The sequence below is a fragment of the Bradyrhizobium sp. BRP22 genome, from assembly GCF_020194175.1.
GTDB lineage: Bacteria > Pseudomonadota > Alphaproteobacteria > Rhizobiales > Xanthobacteraceae > Bradyrhizobium.
Genome location: NZ_JADYVX010000008.1, coordinates 43,846 through 58,734, shown reverse-complemented (window position 1 = coordinate 58,734; position 14,889 = coordinate 43,846). Strand labels below are relative to the sequence as shown.

Genomic DNA, 14,889 nt, shown 5'->3' with positions numbered 1-14,889 from the left:
CCAACGGCGCCTCGCAGCGTGTACCCAGCCATGCCCAAGCAGCTGGCTTTTGCCGCTCGCGGATGCTTCTTCGGCTAGCGCCGCAATGCCAAAATGTTCTTCGGATGGTCACGGCGCAAGATTACGTCGAAAATGGCGAGCCAATTGCCTTTACAGCGGCCGAGGCGATCGATCCACGGTTCCGGAAAGCAACACCTCGCATGATTCATGAGCATGTTCTTGAAGATCAGCTTGGCTGCTTCCGGTCCGGAAAGCGTTCCCTTGCGCTTCAAGTAGATTGGATTCACGACCTGCGAATATCCAAGCCGTACGCCAGGGAGCCGCGCGCCCTTGACTCCTTGATGTACCCCACAAAACGCGTTGGTCTTTACGACGCGGCCACGCCGGCCGACGCGCGCAGCGAAATCGATATCCTCCTGCCATGCATATAGCGGAAGCTCTTCATCGAAACGCTCTTCACCGATGGCGGCCACGCGATAGACCATATTGCATCCATACAGGCCACCGAGTTCGCCTAGTACGACGGGCTTCCCCCTTGGACGCTTGTCGTGCTGGCTCACCAGCTCGATAGCTTCTCCAAATCCAATTCCAGCAGAATTAATGCCGTCAGCTAAAATCGTGCCATTCGCCGCTACCACATCCGAATACAAACGAAAAAAGCTATCGATCCCTTCAATACAAAATGATGAAGGGACAAAATCATCATCGAAAAAGGCTACGATATCACAGGCGTGCATGACTGCTTTCAGCGCAGCGTTGCGCTGGATTGGCAGGCCGGGCTCCGAACAGATCACCATGACTTCCTCTGGGACGTCGTCCGGCAAGTCCGTCGACTTCACGACGGCATAAACCAGCTTGGAGGGAGGCAGTGTCTGGCGCCTCACGTGATCCATCCACCTTCCGAGTTCTTTTGATCGCCCGGTGCTGGCTATCACAACAGCAATTCGGCTTGGCGGCTGTGTCGACATTCCAAGCTAATGCCTTTCCGAAAGCAAGCGCGTTGCGGTTTCCCGAATTACCTCGACGAGCTTCTGGCCTGCCCGTCTCCAGGTAAAAAGGGCCGCACGTGCCCGACCCGCCTGTGAATACTCGGCCCAGCGCGCAGGTTCGTCAACGAGGCTACGGATAGCGTGCACCCATTGCCTAGGATCCGTTGCAGCGGCGAACATAGCGGCCTCCCCCGCAACTTCAGTAAGCGCACCGCAAGGCGCGAGAATTGCCGGACAGCCAAGGGTCATCCCTTCCAGGGGCGGCAGTCCAAAACCCTCCGTTGTCGATGGACATGCAGTACACAAGGCCCACTCAAGCAACGCACGCAACTCGCCATCCGTTATGCGGCCGGCGAAAACAACGTTCGGTGAGACAACATGACCTAACTGCTCGAACTCCTCCCGGCGACAAGCTCCTACCAGCACGAGTTTAAGACCGCTGAGCTCCGAAGCAGCAAACGCCTTGAGCAATAAGCCGATATTCTTATGCGGTTGAACGTTTGCAAGTCCAACAACGAACCGTCGTGATCCCAGAGCGAGCCTACCGAGGATTTGCGGCTGTGACGTATGATCAAGTAGATGGTCGACGCCATTGGGGATCACCGAAATGTGGTCGCGCCGAGCAACGCCGAAGCGCGCGAGCTCATCCGCCGAAAATTCCGACACTGTCAATATACGCGCGTGTCTCCTTCCTAGCACAGGCAGGATGTTGCGGTACCATCTCACAAATCCCCACCGGTATGAGTCGGGTGTGACGAACACTTGGGCATCATGTACCATCGTGATTGCGGCCGCGCTTGCCATTGGCCCCAAGTTACATAGGTTCAGGAGTAGATCCTGCCGCGTCAGCCTTGGCAGATCGAGCTGTTCCCAAAGCTGCCCCCGGAATACGCCACCACATTCCACGTCAAAAGAACCGAATGAACGAAGGTGCAGATTGGGCGGTCCTATCAGCGTCGGCGGATTTTTAAACAAGTCCGAGAAGTCGTCATCCCGTCCTTCCAATTGATGTATAAGTTGCTCCGCGACACGGTGAACGCCCGTCGGTCCCGCGGTGAGAAATTTGCCGTTGATGGCCAAGCGGCGAAAGGTCAAGGATCCCTCTAGTCATTGTGCCCTGGCGCTCAACGCTTACTCGAGCGCCGCGCGAAGGGCTGCAATTGTAAAATCATGATCGGACACGCCGGCAACGCTTCGCAGCTTCGGCCAAGATGACAATGCAGCGCATTTCTGATATCCGTAATTCGGCGACCCCCTGCGCGCCGTATCTTTGCATGAGGCGCACTATGGAAACACTTTTCCGTAGCATCGTATCGGCCCCACATGGCCACAATTTGGTAACGTGGGCACCCCGAGATCGAAGAACTCGACGGCACCTTATGCGCCTGCTGGCGCTTCTTGTGCTCGGCCTGACCCTGCAAGCTCAGATCTTGTCCTCCGCGAATGCCCAAGCCTCCCCCGATAGGATCCGGGCGACCGACGATCCGCGGGTTGATGTCAGTCCTTGGGGCATTGCTTCCGGCGCCGAGTGGCTCTTTGATTTTCCAAAATTCAATCCCTTGCTTCGAACGGCCGGCGTGCAATGGCTGCGCGCTTTCTATGAATGGCAGGCCATACAGCCAGCGCCTGGACAATTTAGTTGGGCGGAGACGGACCGGCTCGTCGCGAATGCTCAGGCGAACGGGCTTCATCTTACTCACGTGTTCGCCTATCTCGCATCCTGGGCCTCGGCGGATGGAGGAACACGAAAGTTTCCAATTAAGGATATGCAGTTTTGGAGGGACTACGTCAGCGCTGTCGTCACGCGCTACCACAAGGATGTCAAATATTGGGAGGTGTGGAACGAATTTAACGGAAGCTTCGCCGAAAATGGCAATGCTGCTCTCTACGCTGAACTCGTCAAAGAAGCTTCCGTTGCAGCAAAGAAAATCGACCCTACGGCGCAGATCGGTATGAGCGTCGCCAATTTCGACGTAACTTTCTTGGACGCAGCGATCAAGGCCGGAGCGGCCGGCTATTTCGATTACATTTGCGTGCATCCGTACGAGAAACTGGGCGCGATCGCAAACAACGGCGAGGTTGATTTCCTCGCGATGGTCCCGACGCTACGGCACATGCTCGCTGCAAACAACTTGCGGAACGATATGCCACTCTGGATCACGGAGATTGGCGCGCGAGCGCCGACGAAACCGCAAAGACGAGCCGACATGCGACAAGCGGTGACGTTGGCCAAGGCGTATCTGCTCTCGCTCGCTTCAGGTTTTCAACGCGTATTCTGGTTTGAAGCGCGCGGCCCCACCTACGGTGATCAAACTGATCATGGGATTATTCGCGCCGATTTCACGCTGCGACCGTCATATCACGCGTTGAAGACGATCACGAGCCTGCTCGGTCCGAAGCCAGCGAGGATCGGCTGGCTGAAGTTGGGATCCGGCGGCTACGGCTTCATGTTCTCCGGAAGAGATCAGGCGGTATTGGCTGCATGGGCTCCGGCGGCAACATCAGTCAAATTCGATGCTGCCGTCCAGGTCGTCGGCTTGTCAGGAAATACGACACTGCTCCCCGCTGGTCAGGCGATGACGCTCACGGATGTGCCTCAGTTCGTCCTCAACGTTCCAAACGCACTGGTACAGAATGCCGCAGCCAATCAGGATCGACTGTCGCTCTGGGGGGATAACTATGCGGTAGCGGATCAGGTCACTGCACGTTTACAATCTACCAACGTCGAGAATGGGCTCCGGCAAATCAATCCTGATACAACAATCCCGATTGAGATTGGTAACGCGTCGTGGCGCCGCACGAACTTCGCGAAACCTGGCTCCGAGGGGCACTACGTCTATTTCGCCGTAACGCCGCAGTTTGTGCCGTTTGGTACCCGCGAACTGGAGATTACTGCAGTTGTTAAGCGCACAGAACCGGCGAGAGAGGCTGGCATGAGTTTGGATTATGAATCCAAAAGCGGCTACGTCAACGCCGGTTTCTTGACCGTTACGCAAAGCGACGAATGGCAAGAGCTGAGATGGAAAATTGCGGACGTCAACTTCGTCGGCCAATGGGGATGGCATTTTCGTCTAAACGCTATCGCCTCACCAAATGAATTCCTGGTCAAGGAAGTCAGAGTAAAAAAGAACGCATCGCGCTGATTTCGCTGAGCGAGAGCGTAAGATCTAGTAAGCAGCTTCGCGCGAAGCTAGCGGACCCTCGAAACTGTGCTGAATCTCGCGCCTTCAGCTTGCAAAGCGGAGGCGTGGGACCGTTGTCCAGGGCTCATTGCACCAAGCGGCTCTATGCTCCGCGAGCAGGCCAAGGCAGCAAAGGCGAAAAATGGCAAACCGAGATCGACGAGCGCGCCGGAAACCGTTGCCGCAACTAGCCATCCGAGGCAGGCGTACTTCGCCGCTTTTCGATATCCACTCCGGACGCGATCCTCACCTGTCGAGCGGCTCAAGAAAACAGAGACAAGAAACAGCGTCATCGTAACTGCACCAATGACACCCAGGCTCGCGAGGACACTAATGGGAAAACTGGAGGCCCGCATACTCCCATTCCCGACCCCAGCTCCAAACGTATCAACGAAATTTTGCACCCCCTGCGCGTTCCATAACGATCGCTCGACGCCCGAGGCGGTGGACATTTTGTTGAACACGAGCTCGTCGAACATTCCGCTCACATAGGCAGACGACGTCTCGTTCAGCGCAATGGCGATCACCACAATTGGGACCACAATCGGCATGGTGGCAAGAAGCCACATGCTTTGTCGCGTCGTAGCCCGCCGCGCCGCGTCGAATACCACATGAAGGAAGGCAATGATCATGAAGCCGGCCAGCCCGACATACGCAGTTGAAGACGTGGAAAGCAACAGAGCAAGAAATGAAAGACCCGCGAGTACCAATGTCAACGGGCTACGAATGTTCTCGAGCCAGAGCTTGCCTGCGAAGGCGAAGTACCCAAGCGTTGCAGCGCCGAAGGAAGACGCCTCAGTGAACGATCCGACGATACGCTTGATCCCCACCATCTCCGTGTCATTAAGCAATCCATAGTTGGCGTTGCGAATAATTGACATCAGCTCGGTTGCATTTGCGTAATAGGTCAGCAGGTCGAGAGCGGCGAACGCCAGATTCAACACGACGCACAATAGCGCCGCATTTTCCATTGCTCGTCGACCGCCGCACGTCGTTGCGTACGCATACAGTAAGATGAAACATCCAAAGTCACCGATGAGATAAATTGATTGTGTCAAGTTTGATGTCCCAGGCGCAAGCGGCAGACTGTAACCGGACGTTCGCGTCGGGAACACAAACGTTTGCCCTGCAAATAGTCTTGGCAAAAAGTAAGCGGAGATAGCGCTCCAAATGACAGCCAACATCAACCAAAGGCCCGGTCGGCCCATCACGAGTGCAGCGAGCACTCTCTTCTGATCCCCATTGCTAATCAGCTTGGCGGCCATAAATCCGAGCAATAGGTGAGCAGGCTGGATATTCGTGTCACCCAACGCTGGAAGAGTTAAAGCAGCAGCCGATCCGAGCAGGGTTGAGCAAAAGAAGGCCGTAACGATAAAGGCGGATGGACAGAAGATACCCACGAGTCCGGCGAGTAGCGTGATAATTCCGATCAATTCGACGGTCATAGGTCTCGCTCTCGCTGGTACCGAGTCCGTTTTCTACCTTTTCAAGACTTAACGCACGATCGCCGTTGGCGGGCCCAATCTTAGCCTAGCCTCAGCGCGCTGGATACAGTTCGCAGATCAGCCTGTTGGCCGCATCGAAAGTTGCCCGATCGATATCTCGGCACGAGCTTGGTTCAGGACAGGTACGAAATGGTGTACAATCCTCCTTGCCGTTTGTAATACAACTATTCAAGGTCCCTACACTTCAGCTGCCGAGCTGCGTAAATTTGGAGGGGGGCGCTTATCCATTGAATGGTCCCGACAATATCGCGCATTATATTGGACCAGGATTACCTATGAAAGTCGCTATTGTTCATTATTGGTTGGTCGGCATGCGCGGTGGCGAGAAGGTCCTCGAAGCGCTTTGCGAGATGTATCCGGACGCCGATATTTTCACCCATGTTTGCGTTCCGGAGATGATTTCCGAGAAGATTCGCCGGCACCGCATTACTCCAACGTTCATTAGTTCGTTGCCGCGCGCGTCACGTATGTACAAGATCTATCTTCCGTTGATGCCGCTTGCGCTGGAGCAACTCGATCTCCGTGGCTACGATCTTATCCTCAGCAGCGAATCCGGACCATCCAAGGGCGTTATTTCGCCGCCAGGCGCCCTCCACGTCTGCTATTGTCATACGCCGATGCGCTACATCTGGAACATGTATCACCACTATCGGAGCCGTGCCGGCCCATTGACGCGCCTTATGATGCCGCCATTAGCGCATTATCTGCGGATCTGGGACTTGGCGTCCGCTGCGCGCGTGGACAGTTTCGTTGCGAACTCAGCGACCGTCGCAAGGCGCATCCGCCAGTATTATGGAGTCGAGTCCGTCGTTATTCACCCACCTGTCGACACGGCCGCATTTGCGATAGCAGCTCCTTCCGAACTTGAAGACTACTATTTGATGGCCGGGGAGCTGGTGCCCTACAAACGACCTGACCTCGCAGTTCACGCCTTCAACAAGATGAAACTAAAGCTAGTCGTGATCGGCGGCGGCGAGATGCTCGAAGAGATTCGGCGGATCGCCGGCCCCACCGTTACGGTGATGGGTTCACAGCCATTTCAGGTCCTCAAGCGGCATTACGCGCGGTGCCGCGCCTTGATCTTTCCAGGCGAGGAAGACTTTGGAATGGTGCCGGTTGAGGCGATGGCGAGCGGGCGTCCTGTGATCGCCTTTGGCCGGGGCGGCGCTACCGAGACGGTGGCAGAGGGCTTGTCAGGTATCTTCTTTGCCGAACAGTCAGTTGAGGCGATCGCGTCGGCGGTCCGAAATCTCTCGCATCTACGAGTTGACCCGCAGAAGATCGCGGCGCACGCAAGGCAGTTCGGCCGCGAGAAATTTTTTGAAAAGATGAGCAAACACGTCGACGGTCTTCTCGCGAATAGTACGAACACGCCCTGATTAGAGTCCGCGGACTGACTGATGGCATTGATACAACGACGAGGCATCGATTACAGCCTGAATCGATGCTGGTCAGGCAGGAAGAAATTCTATCGTCAACTCGGCCTGGCACACGAGGCGGCAAGGCCCGCAGCTGGTTCCACATCCGCTATCTGTCAGCAATGCTCCCACAGCGCAGTTGCTACCTTGGACTGCGTAAGCTAGTCTATAAGGGCAATCAGAAACAATTAATCGGAGAATAGGCGCACCCGATTTTTCGGGGCATTAAATGCGTGTGTGGGTTTTGCTTGGCATCTCAGTGCCGGGGCAAGGGAGTTTTGTTTCATTCGTCAGCCAGCTCCCGCGGAGACGCAGGCAAGTTTCACCCAACCCAGATAGCTGTTCCTGGCACTTTCAGGACAAATACAACTGATACGTCAGTAAATTGGGCCAAACAGTATCAGTAAATTGGGCCAAACAGTAAGTGAGATCCGCTAAAGTAACTTCCTTATCGTCTTAAAAACCTGCGCGAGGTGGGCCGATTTGTTTGAGGCATGTGCATGAATATTGCTGGCCAATTCCGCCCCGACCAGACTTCCCAGGTCGACAACTCGGAAAACGGAACACAGCCGTTGCTGGAGATCCGTAACTTTCTCAGCCGGCAGTGGCGTCTTATTGCCGCAGTCACCGGTTGTGCGACGATCCTTGGGGCCACCTACATCGTCCTGACTCCTGTGAAGTATACCGCCCAGGCGGACATGATCATCGACACGAAACGGGTAACCTGGACCCAATCGGAAATGTCGACTGACAACCGCTCGATCGAAGATGCGGCCGTCGAGAGTGAAATCGAGACGACAAAATCGGATAAGGTTGCTCTCAGTGTTATCCAGCGATTGCACCTGGACGAAGATCCGGAATTCGTGGATACGGGAGCAGGACTTAAAGACCGGCTATTCTCTCTGCTCGGGTTCGTCGATCCGAAACAGGAGTTGTCGAAACAAGAATTAATTCGCCAGGCTCTGTCCAAGGTCAAAGCAAATCTGCGCGTCACCCGGCTCGGGCGCAGCTATCTCGAACAAATTTTTTATACTTCCCTCGATCCGGACAAAGCTGCGAAAATAGCCAACGCGTTCGCCGATGCGTACATCGAAGATCAGACGCAGGCTAGAATTGACGCAACCCGCCGCGCTAGCACCTGGCTACAGGAAGGCATAGGGGGGCTCCGGCAGCAGGCGAGTGATGGGTTTCAAGCAGTTCAGGACTTCAAGTCCCAAAACAGCATCATCATCGGCGTAGACGGCAAGTTGGCGAGCGAACTCGAACTCAATCAGCTCGGGATTGCCTTAGCTAAGGCGCGTGCGGATACAAGCCAGGCACGAGCCAGGCTCGATCGCATACACGGGGTTCTCGATCAACGGCGCGACACGGGAAACATTGATATTACCAGTCCCGTGGTCACGGACGCACTCAACAGTCAGGTCATAACCAAGCTCCGGCAACAATTTCTTGAAGATCAGAGCAAAGAATCAGAGGTGGCTCGGCGTTTCGGGGCGGATCACCAAACTGCCCGAAATCTGCGTGCCGAAATGGCAGCGCTGCAACGCGCAATTTGGGACGAGGTAGCGCGCATCGCCGAAAGCTACAAGAGCGAGCTGCAAATCACGAAAACGCAAGAAGATTCCATTGAAAGGCGTATGGCGGAGGTCTTCCAGCAGTCCAATGCGACGCGGCAGGCGCAGGTCCGTTTGCGGGAATTGGAAACTGCTGCGAACACATATCGCAATATCTACGAGACATTCCTGTCGCGGTTTACTCAAACCGTGAAGCAACAGTCGTTTCCGTCAACCGAGGCTCGTGTTGTTACGCCGGCGCTGCCTCCCGCACTGCCAAGCTGGCCCAAAGTCAGCTTAACGCTCGCGCTGGCGGGGCTGTGTGGACTAGGTTTGGGCACCATGCTGGCATTTGTCAGGGAGCAGATGAACCGCCAAATCCATACCCGAGCGCAAATCGGAAATCTCCTGGGAACGAACTGTCTTGCAGTTTTACCGATGTTTCCGAAGAAGATCGCTCTCGGTACGTCACGTGCTAAGCAGGAGGTGACAGCATTTCGGCAGATTAGCGAAGTCGCACCGTTTTCCGCCACTGCCGAAGCGCTACGCTACATAAAGGTAGCGATCGACCTTCACCCTGGAGATGGCAAGATCGTTGGAATCGTTTCTGCTCTGCCTGGGGAGGGAAAAACGACCGTCGCAGCAGGCTTTGCAGCCTTCGTGGCAAAAGCCGGTGGCCGCGTCCTGTTGATCGACGCGGATCTGCGGAATCCAGCGATGAGTAGGTCGCTTGGCTATGCGGACAGGCCTAACCTGCTCAATCTAGTCGCAGACGACCGCGCCCTCAAGGATCTGGTGATCACGGATCCCAGATACAAGTTCGACTTCTTACCGTGCTCGACGCAATTCGGACCTTTGAACAGCTCGGACCTCCTGAACTCGTATTCAATAAAGGCAATGCTCGAATCTGCGAAGAACACGTATGACTACGTGCTCGTCGATCTACCGCCGATTCTGCCAGTAGTAGATGTACAAGCGGTGGCTCATTTGTTCGATGCATTCGTTATGGTTGTGGAGTGGGGCAGCACGTCGGCCGACGAGATCCGCAAGGCGGTGACATCCTCTTCGGTTGTATCGGAGCGCTTGCTCGGTGCCGTTCTCAACAAGGCTGATGAGGCCAAGATGCGTCGCTTCGAGAATTATTCGGACCGGCGATATCTCTATTACAGGAAGGATAAAACCTCGGCGGAAACCGCGTAGATCTTGGCCGCATACTCCTATTCGTACCATTGGCAGAGGTGCTGCTTCTGGGAGAAGCCGGTTGGCATTCCTGGATCGGCGCTTAGGCGTGAGGGGTGGCAGCAGTGCGTGGAGAATGCGAGCCGCCCCTCCGACGAAATTCGCGTCCAGCGGGAAGCAACTGTGTTGTTAGACCGGCGATCGGCCGGAGGACCGCGCGCGCTCCGTCAGCTCATGGCAGAGAACGTCGGATCCCACGTCCGCCGGCGCGCAATCATGGTGTTGAGGATGACAATCAGCTTGCGCATGCAGGCGGTGAGCGCGACCTTCGGCTCCTTGCCCCTGGCGATCAGCCGATCATAGAAGGCCTTGAGCACGGGATTGTGCCGGGTCGCGGCCCCGAGACAGGCCATGTAGAAGAGATTGCGGACCTTGCGGCGTCCGCCCTTGATGTGGCGGTTGCCCCGCCGTTTTCCGCTATCGTCATCGTAAGGGGCCACATCCAGCAAGGCGGCGGCGACGACATTGTCGCTCACCTGGCCCAGTTCCGGCATTGCCGCGATCAGGCCGGCGGATGTGATCTTGCCAAGTCCCGGCACGCTCTCGATGATCTCGGCGAGTTCGGCAAAATGCGCCGTCGCCTTGACCATGGCTGCGATCGCGCTCTCGAGCTTGGCAACTTCACTGGCGATCTTCTTCAAAAGCCGCGCTTGCATTTTCTGCACGACCTCTGGTGCGGCGTGCTCGCTCCTGTTTTGCAGGCTGGTCTGCAGGTCGAGCAGGCTTTGACGCGCATTCACGATCTGCGCCAGCTGCTCGCGGGCTGCATCGCCGGCTTGGCCCGGCGCGTCGGTGAAGGTCTCGGCGAACCAGGCGATCATCTCCGCATCGATCGGATCATTCTTGGCGAACCGTCCCGCCGATCGGGCGAAGCTGCGCACCCGCTTCGGGTCGACGATCCGGACGTCGATGCCGGCCGCGCGCAGCGCCTTGACCCAGTCCCGCTCGTAGCCGCCGGAGGCCTCCATGGCGGCCTTGCCGACCTTGTGCTTGCGCAGCCAGCGGATCAGCGCGCGCCGTCCCTCCGCGGTGCTCGCAAACGTCTGCCGTTGAGACAACGCGCGAAGGCACGCGTCCACCTTGTCCTTGGCCACATCGATGCCGGCGATACCAACCTCATTCTGTGCCATCATCCACGCCCTTCCTCGCTCGGTCCGGGCTCGCAGCCCATACAACTGTTCGGGTTGAGGAAGACACCGGATCTGTCCCACGCTCCCCGACAGGCTCTCAGGGCCTTTGAGCACGATCGGGCTCAGATCCAGCGACGGGCGGTTGGTCGGAACCGCCCGTTCGCACATTCTGGCAGATTCTGCGGACACAAGAGCAGAAATTAGCTCCTGTCCCTTCCGAGAACAGGAAGGCGAAGCTGCCGTTCCGCGAGATGCATGACTCGACCTTCAGCAAGACTCGATCTTCAGTAAGGAGTTATCGTTTAAACAGAAGGCTTCGCTCGTTGGAGGCGGTGAGGAACATCGCGAGTTTTCTGCGGTGATGAAACTGAGCAATCGTGCAGGCCTCACTGCTTCACAGTCATCTACTAACTTGATTTTTCATAGGGATTCAGCGCGTCCCGTCTTCATTCACGCAGCGTAGTTCCGGCAACGGAGGAAGGTTTGGCGAACTGGGTGAATGCCTGCCTACCGAGAGCTTGCAGAATTGTACAACCGCCAAGACGCTGCTAAGATTAATAGACAGTTAAAGTTGGAAGGTCTCTGTTTTAAGGTTGGAAGGTCTCTGTTCCGGATATTAATTCTTGGAGTACCAAGATGAACAGCTTGGCCGACACGCGTAACAAGTTGCAATTTGCTTCAGTGCGTTCAGCAGGTCCCGTCGGATTAATTCCCAAAAGGATAGTCGATATTGTCTTAGCGCTTTTGGGAATCGTCTTGCTGGCGCCTCTGCTGATCATCTGCTTCGTCGCGGTTCATCTCAGTTCATCTGGGCCGGCGCTGTTTCGTCATCGACGCGTCGGATACAACGGTAGGCATTTCGAGTGTCTGAAATTCCGCACGATGGTCACCGATGCTCCGGAGCGGCTGCGCCAGCTACTCATATCTGATCCAATGACCGCTGCAGAGTGGGCAACCAATCACAAGCTGCGATTCGATCCACGCGTAACCGCCGTCGGGACGATATTGCGCAAATCCAGCCTCGATGAGTTACCTCAGTTGTTCAATGTGCTGAAAGGCGACATGAGCATTGTCGGACCCCGTCCTGTCACGGACGAGGAATTGATCCTATACTCGAGCCGCATGGAGGATTACATTGCATGCCGGCCGGGAATTACCGGCCTGTGGCAAGTTAGCGGTCGGAGTACGACGAGTTACAACAAACGCATCATGTGCGATGCGTTCTATGCGCGAAATTGGTCGATGACACTCGACGCCAAGATATTGGTAGTAACGATCCCATCGCTCCTATTGGCCCATAGCGCTTATTGAACAGGTGAGGAGCTGACCACTCACGGCGCAGGCGGACTAAACATGCGAGTCGGCGCCTCCTGCGTCGCCCGTCGGGATGAAGGTGCCCGAAGTCTGCGACCGGCTGGCCTCGCCCCTTCTCGCATCTCTGCACCCGTCCGCTCAGCTCCGCACGCGACATCCGCTGCTCCGACGTGACGAACGTCGATTTCCAGCGCATGATTTGCAGGTTTCGCGATATCCTGCCGCTCTCAGGCACGATTGCTGCACACCCGAAAACGTGAACTGCGCATTACAGGTCAGTTGGTCTTTCTCGTTGCCGGTAGTGCGCAATCCGTGAAACGCCTATAGATCCAACGGCGCCCGTCGTGGCGACGCCACACCAGGCCGCTCACCAACTCGCCCGTAGTTGATCGACGAGGGAGTAGAGCAAAACACAAATGCCAAATCTCGGCCCACGCCGGGACGGTCCCGCCACTCAAAAGATCGCGCTCATCTGGATCAAGTATCATCCAACCAAAAAGATCCCACCGAACGGAGTATGACCCGGCGGCAGGTTCGCCAGCTAAAAGCCCGACGAAAGGCAATCTCTAATCCGTTTCATGTTAGCACGTCGACGCGTGGCGGCAACGGCAACTTGCGGTAAGCTCCGGGTGACTTTCAAGCCAGCAACTAAGCGCGACGTCAACGGCCACGACAGCAGTATCGGATTCGACGACGATGACGAAGAAGCGCGTCATCTCGATGCGCGCGATGAGCATGTGGGCTACGGTACGGGAGCAGAGCAGCGTAATATGCGACGTCTTCGAGACGGTGTATGCGGTCCTTCACATCTCGAAGTTCGCCGGGCACGTCAGAAGGTTTGAGCTGCAAGGTCCGCCCGATGCCTGCAGCTACCAAGGGTGGCCGTCTTGACTATTAATGTTTAATAATCGAATTAGCCGGGCGACGGCGATGGCGAAAATTAAATGTATTAAATGGGATGTTTCCTTCCACAGCGCACCATGTTCGGACGCCCGGAGCGGCTCGGGTGTCCACCGCGCGTCCGCATCCAGGTGCCTTGGCAGCAAGGGTGCTATTTGCTGTCTCGGAAGAGCGGCGCGCGACTTGGTGTGTCCGAACTCGCGTGCGCCTCGAGCTAGATCTTCTCGCTGGAGATGATGCGCGTCGGCGGCGCGGACGCGCAACTAGGGAGCGGCTGCCCCGATAACCGGTTGGGGTGTCGTGGTAATCGGTGTCGTGGTAATCGGTTGGGGCGTCGTGATGATCGTGGTTGATCCGGTGCCCGCAGTGGCGGCCTTGAGTGCGTAGGCGTTGGTCGCGTAGATGATCGGATCGTTTACCGTGGCCATGATCGTTCGCAGGAAATTCAGGAACTTGGTGGTCTCGACCGCAGCAGAGTTGGATGTGTAGATGACATCCTTGTTCCGCATCTCAAAGGTTTGAGCGAGGAAATAACCCGAGGGATCGCGGAAATTGATCAGATAGATGATCGGAATGATCGGGCCCTTAAACGGCGTGCAGTCGACGCCCAGTTGCTTGGCCACTTCGCGCGTCTCGCCCCGATACAGGAACACCGACGACGGATCGGCCAATCCATCGTTCATGCCACCCTGTTTGCCGACCGCCTCGGCCAGCGAGATGCGCCACGCATCGAACTTGAATTGCCCCTGAAGGCCGGATGCACCGAACGCGACGAAGGTCTGCGGCTGGCTGTAAAGATAGATGACGTCGTTCGGCAGTACGTAGATGTTGTTGGAAGGCTCGTACATCAATGCGCCGAACGGGACGCTCGCGCGGAGCCCCTTGCGCTCGAGCGACACCCAGATGTCATAGCCGTGCGTGATAGGTCCGCCGGCGCGGGCGATGGCGTCGATGATGCGCTCGGGGGCCGGGCTCGCACGAAAGCGGCCGGCCGCGCGCACGTCGCCGAGGACGCTGACCAGGGACGTGTTCTGCTCGGCCACGGCCACGACGACCTGCGGTTCGAGGGCTCGGCCCTTGAGCCGGTCCACGATGTCATCCCGGATCTCCGAGGGGGTGCGGCCCAGCGCCCGGAGCGTGCCGGCGTACGGAACGGCGATATAGCCCTTGTCGTCCACCGCCTGGTTTGGAACCGTGACGAAGTTGCCAGCGCGGACGCCCGCGTCCGATGTAAACAGGCCGCCGGCTGCGGACTCGAATATGGTGATGCTGACCGTGTCGCCTATGCCGAAGCGGAACGCCTTCGTCGGCGCCCTGTCGGCAAAGGCCGACGACAGCCTCGGCGTATAGCGACCGAGGACTTCGACAACCTCCGGCGTCAGCTTGACCAGAGCATAGGGGAGAGCGGCAGGCTCAAGTCCTTCCGACGCCGTTCGAACATCTGTCGCTAACGGGCCGGATCCAGGCGTGATAATGCACCCGGCACAAGAGAGTGCCAGGAGACCAACAACGATCCTCCCGCATGTTTGCTGCGCGATAATGATTAATGTCCCCAAATCGTCCAGCATAGGTAAGGTACATTAATGCGCGATCCAGGCCACCGAATCATCGCATTAACCTGAACGCAACTGGTGCTTGTTGCCTATATGCAACACGGCG

The 14,889-nt window shown here is 56.8% G+C and carries 9 protein-coding genes; 4 read left to right on the top strand and 5 right to left on the bottom strand.

Going from position 1 to position 14,889, the window contains the following annotated elements; genetic code table 11:
* Nucleotides 1-74: 74 nt before the first annotated feature.
* The gene (locus I6F35_RS13140) at nucleotides 75-893 is read right to left on the bottom strand and encodes a glycosyltransferase family 2 protein (protein ID WP_225118089.1); all 819 of its coding nucleotides are present in this window, start codon (nucleotides 891-893) and stop codon (nucleotides 75-77) included.
* Between the two features lie 81 nt (nucleotides 894-974).
* The gene (locus I6F35_RS13135) at nucleotides 975-2,084 is read right to left on the bottom strand and encodes a glycosyltransferase family 1 protein (protein WP_225118088.1); all 1,110 of its coding nucleotides are present in this window, start codon (nucleotides 2,082-2,084) and stop codon (nucleotides 975-977) included.
* A gap of 284 nt (nucleotides 2,085-2,368) precedes the next feature.
* Here I6F35_RS13135 and I6F35_RS13130 point away from each other — a divergent pair, with 284 nt between their 5' ends.
* Nucleotides 2,369-4,132 carry an endo-1,4-beta-xylanase gene (locus I6F35_RS13130; protein WP_225118087.1) on the top strand — a complete coding sequence of 588 codons (1,764 nt, stop codon included), beginning with the start codon at nucleotides 2,369-2,371 and terminating at the stop codon, nucleotides 4,130-4,132.
* 47 nt (nucleotides 4,133-4,179) lie between these two features.
* On the opposite strand, the gene I6F35_RS13125 is transcribed toward I6F35_RS13130, so the two are convergent.
* Complete coding sequence (locus tag I6F35_RS13125) at nucleotides 4,180-5,616, bottom strand: hypothetical protein (protein WP_225118086.1); 1,437 nt, start codon at nucleotides 5,614-5,616, stop codon at nucleotides 4,180-4,182.
* Nucleotides 5,617-5,951: 335 nt separating this feature from the next.
* On the opposite strand from I6F35_RS13125, the gene I6F35_RS13120 reads away from it, so the two are divergent.
* Nucleotides 5,952-7,055 carry a glycosyltransferase gene (locus tag I6F35_RS13120; protein ID WP_225118085.1) on the top strand — a complete coding sequence of 368 codons (1,104 nt, stop codon included), beginning with the start codon at nucleotides 5,952-5,954 and terminating at the stop codon, nucleotides 7,053-7,055.
* A gap of 539 nt (nucleotides 7,056-7,594) precedes the next feature.
* The gene (locus I6F35_RS13115) at nucleotides 7,595-9,847 is read left to right on the top strand and encodes a polysaccharide biosynthesis tyrosine autokinase (protein WP_225118084.1); all 2,253 of its coding nucleotides are present in this window, start codon (nucleotides 7,595-7,597) and stop codon (nucleotides 9,845-9,847) included.
* Between the two features lie 206 nt (nucleotides 9,848-10,053).
* On the opposite strand, the gene I6F35_RS13110 is transcribed toward I6F35_RS13115, so the two are convergent.
* Entirely contained in the window at nucleotides 10,054-11,019 is a 966-nt protein-coding gene (locus tag I6F35_RS13110) for an IS110 family transposase (protein ID WP_225118083.1), read from the bottom strand.
* Nucleotides 11,020-11,652: 633 nt separating this feature from the next.
* Here I6F35_RS13110 and I6F35_RS13105 point away from each other — a divergent pair.
* Nucleotides 11,653-12,327 (top strand): sugar transferase, encoded by a 675-nt coding sequence (locus I6F35_RS13105; protein WP_225118082.1) that lies wholly within the window; start codon nucleotides 11,653-11,655, stop codon nucleotides 12,325-12,327.
* Between the two features lie 1,166 nt (nucleotides 12,328-13,493).
* On the opposite strand, the gene I6F35_RS13100 is transcribed toward I6F35_RS13105, so the two are convergent.
* Nucleotides 13,494-14,798, bottom strand: coding sequence for a polysaccharide biosynthesis/export family protein (locus I6F35_RS13100; protein WP_225118081.1), 1,305 nt, complete (start codon nucleotides 14,796-14,798; stop codon nucleotides 13,494-13,496).
* Nucleotides 14,799-14,889: the final 91 nt, after the last annotated feature.

Excerpts from the sequence above, each read along its gene's own strand:
- I6F35_RS13140 (WP_225118089.1), bottom strand. The coding sequence starts at position 893 with ATGGATCACGTGAGGCGCCAGACACTGCCTCCCTCCAAGCTGGTTTAT.
- I6F35_RS13125 (WP_225118086.1), bottom strand. The coding sequence starts at position 5,616 with ATGACCGTCGAATTGATCGGAATTATCACGCTACTCGCCGGACTCGTG.
- I6F35_RS13105 (WP_225118082.1), top strand. The coding sequence starts at position 11,653 with ATGAACAGCTTGGCCGACACGCGTAACAAGTTGCAATTTGCTTCAGTG.
- I6F35_RS13110 (WP_225118083.1), bottom strand. The coding sequence starts at position 11,019 with ATGATGGCACAGAATGAGGTTGGTATCGCCGGCATCGATGTGGCCAAG.
- I6F35_RS13130 (WP_225118087.1), top strand. The coding sequence starts at position 2,369 with ATGCGCCTGCTGGCGCTTCTTGTGCTCGGCCTGACCCTGCAAGCTCAG.
- I6F35_RS13120 (WP_225118085.1), top strand. The coding sequence starts at position 5,952 with ATGAAAGTCGCTATTGTTCATTATTGGTTGGTCGGCATGCGCGGTGGC.
- I6F35_RS13100 (WP_225118081.1), bottom strand. The coding sequence starts at position 14,798 with ATGCTGGACGATTTGGGGACATTAATCATTATCGCGCAGCAAACATGC.
- I6F35_RS13115 (WP_225118084.1), top strand. The coding sequence starts at position 7,595 with ATGAATATTGCTGGCCAATTCCGCCCCGACCAGACTTCCCAGGTCGAC.